Below are 10,468 nucleotides of genomic sequence, written 5' to 3'. Positions count from 1 at the left end.
GCGTTTACGGGAAGCGTTATTGCCCGAAGCATAGCGGGTGCGGTGATGCGCGTCTACCGTTGACGCTTCACCATCGGCGGTGAACCCAGCGTATCGGCAGGCACTCACTGGAGTGCGGTCCCGGAAAGCCTCACCTCTCACCGCAAGCGTTCGTTCGACATGTCCAGAATCGGCGCGGGTAAACGGTTTGCGGTGTTTACCGATTCTGTGTTCGACGCTCGAATAGCATCCCGGAAAGGCTCACCGAAAAAATTTTAGCCTGGGCTACGCGTGTGGTGCGACCGAGACAGCGCCGCTTTTAGGGCGATAGTGCGGGGTACCACGGCTTCGGCCGGTCATCAGCGCTGTCGGTCCGACACTATGCGCGAAGGCGCGGGCAACGTCCCCGAAAAGCCTCACCTATGTGCAGTAGAGGGCACCGGGCTGGATAGCGCAGAGCCGCATAAATGTTGAGCGCCGAACATAACTGTCCCGCAAACACTCACCTTTGGGTTCTGAATCTGGAAAAAGGGACTCCCGTAACTTCTCACCGTTACGCTTAACGGGGCTCTGTACTAGGAACGGAAGCAGAAAAGTCCTCCACTTCCGACGGATTCGACCCTTCTTTCATAAGACGGCTCTGAGCAAAGGATTCCCGAAAGTTCTCACCGCTACCGTTCCTCAGTGCCGCATCGGCTTCGCGACCAACTCCCGCATTTCCTCACCTTCGGGCCAAGATACACATGAGAGATAGCCTTAAGTCGCTGATTCTGCGCTCCATTTCCCGATACGATTTCCTGGACACTGCTTATCGCTACGCAGTTGGGTCATTTGCGATCCCGCAAAACCTCACCGCTACGCTCAAAGCGCATTACCGACTTCGCGCTATCCATCGCACCGCGACTCCCGGAAAAGCTCACCTTTCACTGCTTGGAAGGGACAAGCGACCGCTCCTTCACGTCCACGCTACGTTGACGGACGGCCTGTCCCGCATCGTAGCTCCCGAAAACCCTCACCGAGCGAATGAAAACGCCACTGCAACTGCCTTTCCGAGGGTTAGATTCCCGCAAAGCCTCACCTCCGACCGCCTTTGTGCCCCGGAAAGCCTCACCATTGCTCTAAAAACAGGCGGCAGTTGGACTTTTTGACCGATAAAAGGCATTCCCGCAGCGTCTCACCATGGCAAGATCGCCCACGACCGACACGTCCCCACGGCAAAAGCAATCGCGCGCCGATGCCTCCCGCATTCGCTCACCTATGCGCTAAAGTCATGCCCCGAATGCGCTCACTACGGTTCCCGGTCCTTCTCACGGATGTCCCCGAAGCCCACCACCGATAATTCCCGTACTGCCTCACCATCTATCCCGCAACTTCTCACCAATCTGCCCGCAGAGCCTTGCTGCGTAAGGCTTTGGCGAGGCGTTAACGTCTTTAACAAGGTTCAAAGGTGTTTACTTTATTTCTCTCAACGGAGCCCCGCGTGCGCTTCGCCGACTCGAATAACGCAATTACAGCAGAGATGCGCCGCATGCAACCATGTGAAACAGACCGGTCCTGATCGCTACAACGGAAAAGCTATGCGATTTCAAAGCGTTATCATCGCAACTTCGACTTGTTTCACATCGAAGGCCTACACGCACCGCGATATTGAGTCGAAAGGTGCTGAAGACAGTGATCTTCCACGTTTCGATTGTTCCTTCAACGAAACGTACAGCGTACTACGTAAAGCATTATGATCGAGACGTTTTCACCCACCTCAACGCCATGAATCAGCAAATCCGCGACGCTTTGCGTCAAGAGTTCGAGGGGATGCGCGCGACCGGCGCGCGTCGGCAAGATCTGTCTCTTCACGCTTGCAAGCGATTGTTCTTCGACCTGGGCATACGCCCCTCCGTCACGACGGTCCGCGATCTGACCCAGACGGGCAGCGCAAGCGACATCCCGCGCGACATCGATGCTTTCTGGGAGACCGTGCGCTCGACGCTGCGCGTTCGCATCGAGGCGGGCGACATCCCCGAGACGCTTCGCGAGCGAGCGGGCGAGCTTATCGCCGAGTTGTTCGCGGAAGCGCGGCTTCAGGCACACGCGGCACTCGAGGAAAACCGGGCTCGACTCGATGAAACCGCACGCTCGACGCAGTCAGCAGCCCGCGACGCCGAAATCCGCTGCGAAGCTATCCAGCAAGCGCACGAGCGGTCCGAGGCGCGCGCCGAAGCTGCAGCCGCGCAGATCGCGGCGCTCGAGGCCGAATTGCGGACTTTGCGGACCCGCGACACGCACGCCCACGCCGATCTGCGCGATGCCATCGCGCGTCTGGAGGCGGATAACAAGGCGCTATCCGAGCGCGTCAAGCGCGACGAATCGGAAGCCGCGCGCCTGCGCGACCGGATCGACGAGTTGCAGAGCGAACTGCGCCGCAACACGGAACACTACGCGCAGCAGATCAAGGACGCCGTCAAGGACGCCGAGCGCCGTGTGAAGCCGATGCTCGTCGAACTCGACGCGCTGCGCGGAATGGCGGCCACGTATCAGGCGAGCACGCGTGAAGCCGGGCAGAAGGAATTCGAGTTCATTCAACAACTTAGCGCAGCGCGGAGCCGCGCAGACCGTCTCGAGTCGCAAATGCGGGAGCAGTCGGACGAAATCGATGCGCTCACGCGCGAACGCGATGCGCACCGGGTGCGCGCGGGCCTGAGCGCCGAAGTCGGCAGGCTGATCGCGTCGCTGGCGCTCGACGGACGTCTTTGCGCGAGCGAGATCGCCACGCTCGGCGCGCAGGTCGACGCGTATGTGAACGCGCCCGTCGATTGTCCCGCCTGCGAGAGCGCCGAGCCGGATCTGCAGCGTCACGAAGACGAATACGAGCTGTCGTGCCCGCATTGCGAGCGGACGTCGGGCGCGACGTCGTCAAAGCTCGCAGCCGTTAAGGCATTTCTGGAAGCGGCCGACAGCCCTGCGCCGGACGCCATGTGACGCCGCGACGCGAAAGGTGAGGGTTTACGGGACTATCCGCGCGGCCGTTTATCGGCCTCCATTGCTTGCATCGGCGCGCGCTCTCGCTATGTCACGCTCCCGTATTTGCTCACCCATCCATTCTTGCCAGGCCCGATGCAGGCGATGAACCGATATCTGCTGCTGAAAGCCCAGCCATTGTCCGACGCGGTCGGGGTCGGTCCCGTCGTCGAATAATTCGGCCGCGTAGGTATTCCGAAGCGTCTGCGGACTCGCACGCGCCGCGCGCGACGCCGCAATGCCTGAAGCCGCGACGACCGCGTCGATCGCGCGAAGCATCGTCGCCTTGTGCATCGAACGGCCGGACGGCGCCGCGGGAAATAGCAGTTCGCCCGCCAGCCCGACCGCCTTGCGCTCGGCGATCCATCCATCGAGCAGTTCGACCGCGAAGGGCGCGAGCCGTGCCTGGCGAATCAAGAGCGGATTCGCCGCGTCCACCGTGATATACGGCGCGCCGGGCGCGTAACAATCGACGGTCAGCTGCGCCGCCTCGCCGGTTTTCACGCCCGCGCCCAAAAACGCCGCGACCAGCGCGCGATCGCGCCGCTCGCGCCAGCGTTGACCGGTCGGCAGCGTGCCGAGCGGCGAAAAAAGATGGGCGATGAGCAGCGCGCGTTCGTCGTGCGTGAGAAAACCCGTCGGCTCGTTGTCGCGCGCCTTGCGCCACGCCGCGTCGCCGTCCTGGGCGATGAAGCGCGCCGGATTCGTCGCTGCCGATTCGATCTCGCGCACATGGTCCAGCACGCGCTCGATCAACCGCAAATAGCGCATGCGCTGCGGACGCCGGATGTCGAGCTGCGAGACGAATTGTTCGATCACCGGCCGTTGCACCGTTTGCAGCGTCGCGCGCTTCGCGGCCAGCCACTCGAGAAAGTTTCCCCATTGCGCGCGATAAACATCCGCCGATGACGCCCGGAACTGTTGCTGGGCGAGCCAGGCGTCGAACGCTGCGTGCGGGTCCGCCTGCCAGTCGGCGCGCTGTTGGTCGAAGAGATCGGAAGTGTTCGGCATAGTGTTGATAAGCCAGCGGTGGCGCTGTATTGCATTGCGCACAGGGTCCGGTTTCCGGTGCGCGACGTCAAGGCCACAACGATGCATCAAGCGTGCAGAAGTGTCGATACGACGATCCTGCGCTCACGCACCCATCACGATGACGACGAGGAAGGCGCAATGAACCAGGCGCAGGGAGTGCAATCGTGGCGCGAGCGGCGTGAGGCGGGACGCGCGGCCAGGCGACGCGCGCCCCGCGCGACGCAAGACGCGATCGGCAATGTCGCGCGAGACCCCGTCGAATTGCTGCGCATCAGTAGCGAGAGGCGTGTCGCCGCGCTCGTTCCGCTGCGCTATGGCCGGATGCTGGCGTCGCCGTTCGCGTTTTATCGCGGCAGCGCGATCGTGCACGCGCACGATCTGGCGGGCACACTCGACAGCGGTATCCATTTCCAGATTTGCGGCGACTGTCACCTCGCCAACTTCGGCGGCTTCGCGACGCCGGAGCGCGCGCTCGTCTTCGATCTCAACGATTTCGACGAAACTTCGCGCGGGCCGTGGGAATGGGACATCAAGCGTCTGGCCGGCAGCCTGAGCGTGGCGGGCCGGCACCTGGGTCACGGCCCGCTGAGCGCCGACGAGTGCGCGTTCGAGGCGACGCAGAGCTATCAGCGGCACATGGCCGAGTACGCCGAAATGAGCGCGCTCGACCTGTGGCACGAACGGATCACCTTTGCACGCATGCACGATCTCGCGCGCACCGACGACGGCCGTCGCCGCGTCCGTCGAGGCATCGCGCGCGCTTTGCGGCGCACGCACGGAACGATGCTGCCGAAGCTCGCCGACCGTACGGGCGACGGATGGCGCATCCGCGATGCACCGCCCGCGGTGTTTCACATTCGCGGCACAAGTTCGCTGATCGACCCCGACGACGAATGGATGGCGATGACGCACGATCGTTCGACGTTGTTCACCGCCTTGATGCGCGACTACGCCGCTTCGCTCACGCCCGAGCGCGCCGCATTGCTTGCGCAGTTCGCGCTTCAGGACGTCGCATTCAAGGTGGTGGGCGTGGGAAGCGTCGGCACGCGCTGTCTCGTGCTGTTGCTGACCGACCATCACGGCAAGCCGCTTTTTCTGCAATTGAAGGAAGCGTCGATGTCGGTCGTCGCGCGATACGCGAAGGCGGGAATCCGCGAGCGCGGCATCACGCACGATGGCTTGCGCGTCGTCCACGGGCAACGTCTGATGCAGGCGGCGAGCGATCCGTTTCTCGGCTGGGCGACAGGCGCGCTCGGACGCACCTTTTACGTGCGCCAACTGCGCGACATGAAGATATCGGTCGAACTCGAGACGCTCGACAAGGACGGCCTGCGCCGTTACGCCGGCTTATGCGGCTGGGCGCTCGCCCGCGCGCACGCGAAGGCTGGCGGCTGCGCGCCGGAGATTTCGGCGTACATCGGCAGAAGTGAGCGCTTCGCGGAGGCGCTCGTTCGGTACGGACGCGCCTGCGCACAGCAAGTCGAGCAGGACTACGAGCGGTTCCGCGCCGCGTGCCGGAGCGGCGAACTCGAGGCGCGCACCGACGCCGACATGGCTGCGGATTTCTCGCCGTGACGAAATCGACCGCAGCACGCGTCGCGAAGACGTTTCCGCGCGCATCAGTGTGCAGCGATCGCCAGTTGCGGCCGGCCTTGGCGCGCGGCGCTTTCGTAGGCATCGACCGCGAATGCGAAGACTGCCGGCAATGCGTCGGACGATGCGATATCGACGACATCGTCCGTCTCCGGGTACTGGAAGTTGTCGGGACGCGCGAATAGTTCGCGCAGCGCCGCCTCGTGCCGGCCGGCGAAACCCAGGTCCGCGACGGCTTCGGCTTCGATCGCATGCAATAGACGCCACGTCAGCGGAACGCCTTTCTCGATATAGCGCCCCGCGACTTGCCGCGTAATGCGCTCGAGGTCGCGCACGGCCCGCGCGAACTGCTTCTTGCTCAGATGCTCGCCATTCGAATCCATGTCTTCACCCCTTCTACGGTCTCGCTGTACTGTATAAATATACAGTACTGGCTCCGATGAAAATAGCGTCGCGCTGATGGCGGCCGGTGTATGTGCGATTCCGCCTACGCGCGATTCAGACATGCGCCGCTATGGAAACGGGGCCTGGGAGCGCATGCTAGAACCATGCTTCGGGTCGTCGAGTGCGCTACGCGTCCGACAACCGGAGTTCTGCGCGAACGAGCGCTGAAACTAAAGGAGAACCAGGATGAACGAAGACCAAGTGAAAGGCGTCGGCCAGCAAGTGAAGGGGAAGATCAACGAGGCAGTCGGCAAGGCGACCGACGATCCGGCGCAGGAAGCCAAGGGCGACATGCAGCAAGCCGCCGGCAAGATCCAGAAGGGCGCGGGCGATGTCCGCGAGGATGTGAAGGACAGCGTAAAGAAGAATCCGTAACTCGGATTGCCGCCGCTGGTTGGCGGCTCGGCTCGGAAGCGGGACGCCATTGCGGCGTCCCGTTTTTACTTAGCGGGGGGCGCGGGCAGCTTGATGCGCATAAAGTTCCGGCCCCGCGCTCATAGTCGCGCGACGCCTCTAACCGTGGATGACGACGAGCAGCGCCTTCGCCTCGGATCGACCCACGTTGCGGATGGCATGGCCGTCGTCGGCGGCATATCTTGCCGTTTCGCCGGCTTTGAGCCGGCGCCTCGCGCCGGAGGCCTCGACTTCGATGGCCCCGTTCAGCACCGTGACATGCTCGCGCGTCCCAGGCTCATGCGCGTTCGACGTGAGGGCCGCTCCCGGTTGCAACGTGAGCTCATACCATTCGAACTTGCCCGCCAATTCGATCGGGCCCCACACACGCAATTGATACCCACCGTTGTCGCCGTTGAGCGTCGGGATGTCGCGTGGACTCGCGACGCGGATCGCCTCTGCGGGCTTTTGCTGCGCGAACAATTGATCGAGGCTGATTCCGAGCGCGTTCGTCAGCCGCCACGCGACGGCGATCGTCGGATTCGCCTTGTCGCGCTCGATCTCCGACAGCATCGACTTTGAGACGCCGGCCGCACGCGATAAATCATCGAGCGTCAACTTGCGCTCGTTGCGCAGACGCTGAATGTGTTCTCCGACGCGCGGCGGGGCCGGCGCCGATGCCGCCGCCTCTCCCGCCGACGCTTCCGCCGACGCTTCCGCCGACGCTTCCGCCGACGCTTCCGAGCGCGAGCTTGCCATGAGTCTTTTGTTCCCTTAAAGTGTTCGATATATTGGACGAGGGTTCGAAATACCGAACCGATCCGGTTTGATCGATGCACTATAACAGGACGGAAAGACTGCGCGCCGGTTGTCCGCCGCCAGCCGGTCGGGAAAGTCCACGAGGAAGACGCCGATGAAGAACGAATTCTTGTCGCACCTGCGCGAAACCATCGAAGGCATTCGCGCGGCCGGCTTTTATAAGCAGGAACGCGTGATCGCAAGCCCGCAGTCATCGAACATCCGGCTCGCCGACGGTTCAGAAGTGTTGAACTTCTGCGCAAACAACTATCTCGGTCTTGCGGACGACCCGCGCTTGATAGAAGCCGCGAAGCAAGGATTGGACGCCGACGGTTTCGGGATGGCGTCCGTGCGTTTCATCTGCGGCACTCAGACGATCCACAAGACGCTGGAAAAGGCCATCGCGCAATTCCTCGGCACCGACGATGCCATTCTCTACTCGAGTTGCTTCGACGCAAACGGCGGGCTTTTCGAGACGCTGCTGACCGAGGACGACGCGATCATCAGCGACGAACTGAACCACGCGAGCATCATCGATGGCGTGCGCCTGTCGAAGGCGCGCCGGCTGCGCTACAAGAACAACGATCTCGCCGATCTCGAAGCGCGTCTTCAGGAAGCCGACGCCGCTGGCGCGCGCTTCAAGCTGATCGCGACGGACGGCGTCTTTTCAATGGACGGCATCATCGCCGATCTCGCCGGCATCCGCGATCTGGCCGACCGCTACGGCGCGCTCGTCATGGTGGACGACTCGCACGCCGTGGGTTTCATCGGCGAAAACGGTCGTGGCACGCCCGAACATTGCGGCGTGCTGGACCGCGTGGACATCATCACCGGCACGCTGGGCAAGGCGCTCGGCGGCGCATCGGGCGGGTACGTCGCGGGCCACGCGGAAATCATCGAACTATTGCGCCAGCGCAGCCGCCCCTATCTTTTCTCGAATACGCTCGCGCCGAGTATCGCTGCGGCTTCTTTGAAGGTGTTGGAACTGATCGCGAGCGACGAAGGCGGCGCTTTGCGCAGTCGCGTCCGCGAGAATGGCGCGCGCTTCCGCGAAAGAATGACTTCGCTAGGCTTCGACCTGATTCCCGGCGAACACCCGATCATTCCAGTGATGCTCGGCGATGCGCAACTCGCCTCCCAGATGGCAGACGACTTGCTCAACGAAGGCGTGTATGTAATCGGCTTTTCCTATCCTGTCGTGCCCAAAGGACGCGCGCGCATTCGTACCCAAATGAGCGCCGCGCATACGCCCGAACAGATAGACCGCGCCGTGGACGCGTTCGCTCGCGTCGGCCGCTCGCTGGGCGTGATCCGCTGATGCGCGGCGGACTTTATGCGCATAACACTATCAAGCGCCACCCCTGCAGTCCGAGCCATAAGCCTCTCGATCCAACTAGCCAAGACCAAACGCCAGGATCAGCCGCAATGAAAGCCCTCGCCAAACTCGAACGCGCCCCCGGTCTCACGCTCACGCGCGTGAAGCGCCCGGAAGTCGGCCACAACGATGTCCTCATCCGCATACGCAAGACTGCGATCTGCGGAACCGACATCCATATCTGGAAGTGGGACGACTGGGCGCAGAAAACCATTCCCGTGCCGATGCACGTCGGCCACGAGTATGTCGGCGAGATAGTCGAGATGGGCCAGGAAGTGCGCGGCTCCTCCATCGGCGACCGCGTGTCGGGCGAAGGGCACATCACCTGCGGGTTCTGCCGGAACTGTCGCGCGGGACGACGCCACCTCTGTCGCAACACCGTCGGCGTCGGCGTGAACCGCGAAGGCGCGTTCGCGGAGTATCTGGTGATTCCCGCGTTCAACGCCTTCAAGATTCCCGCTGACATCTCCGATGATCTCGCCGCGATCTTCGATCCCTTCGGCAACGCGACGCATACCGCACTGTCGTTCAATCTAGTCGGCGAAGACGTGCTCATCACCGGAGCGGGGCCCATCGGCGTGATGGCCGCGGCGATTGCGCGGCACGTCGGCGCGCGCAACGTCGTCATCACGGATGTCAACGACTACCGGCTGGAACTCGCTCGAAAGATGGGCGCGACGCGCGCCGTCAACGTGGCGCGCGACAACCTGCGCGACGTCATGCGCGACCTCGGCATGACGGAAGGTTTCGACGTCGGGCTGGAAATGTCGGGCGTGCCGAGCGCTTTCACCGCGATGCTGGAATCGATGAATCACGGCGGGAAGATCGCCCTGCTCGGCATTCCGCCCGCGCAGACTGCAATCGATTGGAATCAGGTCATCTTCAAGGGACTCGAGATCAAAGGCATCTACGGTCGCGAAATGTTCGAGACCTGGTACAAGATGGTCGCGATGCTGCAAAGCGGCCTTGATCTCTCGCCCATTCTCACGCACACGTTTCCCGTCGACGATTACGAGCGCGCGTTCCATACGATGCTCTCCGGCAACAGCGGCAAGGTCGTGCTCGACTGGACTGCGGCCTAGCCGCCTTTACTTCTGCGCCTTCGAGAACTCTGCCTGAATGGCGACGTGAACATCGTCGCCGACGGCGGGATACCACGTCGTCAAGCCGAACTGCGCGCGACTGAAATGACCGTCGGCAGAGAAGCCGAGCGTTTCCTGTTTCGTTAGCGGATTGACGGCGTGGCCGTTGAACCTCACGCCGAGCGTCACCGGCCGGGTGACGCCGCGTATCGTGAGATTGCCGGTCAGCGCGCCTTTGTCGTCGCCGGTTCGTTCGAAGCCCGTGCTCACGAAAGTGATGTCCGGATTGCGCGCAACATCGAACATATCCGGGCCTTTCACCATTCGGTCGAGCAACGGCACGTTGGTATCGACGCTGGATGCGTCGATCGTGGCGCGTACCGCGCTGTCGGCCATGCCGTTCGCGTTCCAGTCGAGTTGCGCCGTGACCTTGTCGAAACGGATCACGAATCGCGAGTAGTGGAAGTGATCGACGTCGAAGCTGACGTTCCAATGATGCGGATCCAGCTCATAGCGTCCAGCCGGAACGCTGCTTTCGTTGGCGGATACGTGATGCGTGACCACCTCGAAAGGCGTGCACGCGCCGAAGCAAGCGCACGCCAAAATCAGCGACGCCATTAGCTTGGCGGATTGCCGTTTTGCCCATTTCATCGATTATTTCCTGAAGTCGCGTGATCGTCGGAACTGGATTTCGACAAGTTTCTCGCACACGACGATTCCAGGCACGAACAACCGTCACGCCACTTTCGCGTCTGCAAAC

9 protein-coding genes are annotated in these 10,468 nt (G+C 62.5%); 5 read left to right on the top strand and 4 right to left on the bottom strand.

From position 1 onward, the window contains the following. Positions 1-1,743: 1,743 nt before the first annotated feature. Entirely contained in the window at positions 1,744-2,952 is a 1,209-nt protein-coding gene (locus tag LDZ27_RS20610) for a DNA-binding protein (RefSeq protein ID WP_244816704.1), read from the top strand. Positions 2,953-3,000: 48 nt separating this feature from the next. Here the strand turns inward: LDZ27_RS20610 and LDZ27_RS20605 are convergent, their stop codons facing one another. Then, positions 3,001-4,002 (bottom strand): tyrosine-type recombinase/integrase, encoded by a 1,002-nt coding sequence (locus LDZ27_RS20605; RefSeq protein ID WP_244816703.1) that lies wholly within the window; start codon positions 4,000-4,002, stop codon positions 3,001-3,003. Between the two features lie 159 nt (positions 4,003-4,161). Here LDZ27_RS20605 and LDZ27_RS20600 point away from each other — a divergent pair, with 159 nt between their 5' ends. Further along, the gene (locus tag LDZ27_RS20600) at positions 4,162-5,598 is read left to right on the top strand and encodes a DUF2252 domain-containing protein (RefSeq protein WP_244816702.1); all 1,437 of its coding nucleotides are present in this window, start codon (positions 4,162-4,164) and stop codon (positions 5,596-5,598) included. Between the two features lie 44 nt (positions 5,599-5,642). Here the strand turns inward: LDZ27_RS20600 and LDZ27_RS20595 are convergent, their stop codons facing one another. Next, on the bottom strand, positions 5,643-5,999 hold the full coding sequence (locus LDZ27_RS20595) for a DUF2471 family protein (RefSeq protein WP_244816701.1): 357 nt from the start codon (positions 5,997-5,999) through the stop codon (positions 5,643-5,645). A gap of 247 nt (positions 6,000-6,246) precedes the next feature. On the opposite strand from LDZ27_RS20595, the gene LDZ27_RS20590 reads away from it, so the two are divergent. Next, positions 6,247-6,435 carry a CsbD family protein gene (locus LDZ27_RS20590; RefSeq protein ID WP_244816700.1) on the top strand — a complete coding sequence of 63 codons (189 nt, stop codon included), beginning with the start codon at positions 6,247-6,249 and terminating at the stop codon, positions 6,433-6,435. 138 nt (positions 6,436-6,573) lie between these two features. Here LDZ27_RS20590 and LDZ27_RS20585 read toward each other — a convergent pair whose 3' ends face one another. Beyond that, positions 6,574-7,212, bottom strand: coding sequence for a helix-turn-helix domain-containing protein (locus LDZ27_RS20585; RefSeq protein WP_244816699.1), 639 nt, complete (start codon positions 7,210-7,212; stop codon positions 6,574-6,576). A 154-nt stretch (positions 7,213-7,366) separates the two neighbouring features. Between LDZ27_RS20585 and LDZ27_RS20580 the strand changes: the two genes are divergently transcribed. Further along, positions 7,367-8,569, top strand: coding sequence for a glycine C-acetyltransferase (locus tag LDZ27_RS20580; protein ID WP_244816698.1), 1,203 nt, complete (start codon positions 7,367-7,369; stop codon positions 8,567-8,569). Positions 8,570-8,676: 107 nt separating this feature from the next. After that, positions 8,677-9,708, top strand: coding sequence for an L-threonine 3-dehydrogenase (gene tdh, locus LDZ27_RS20575; protein ID WP_244816697.1), 1,032 nt, complete (start codon positions 8,677-8,679; stop codon positions 9,706-9,708). A gap of 6 nt (positions 9,709-9,714) precedes the next feature. On the opposite strand, the gene LDZ27_RS20570 is transcribed toward tdh, so the two are convergent. Then, entirely contained in the window at positions 9,715-10,326 is a 612-nt protein-coding gene (locus LDZ27_RS20570) for a YceI family protein (RefSeq protein WP_244817278.1), read from the bottom strand. Positions 10,327-10,468: the final 142 nt, after the last annotated feature.

The organism is Caballeronia sp. Lep1P3, from assembly GCF_022879595.1.
In the GTDB taxonomy this organism is placed as follows: domain Bacteria; phylum Pseudomonadota; class Gammaproteobacteria; order Burkholderiales; family Burkholderiaceae; genus Caballeronia.
The sequence above is the reverse complement of the archived record's forward strand: the minus strand, read 5'-3'. Positions and strand labels throughout refer to the sequence as shown.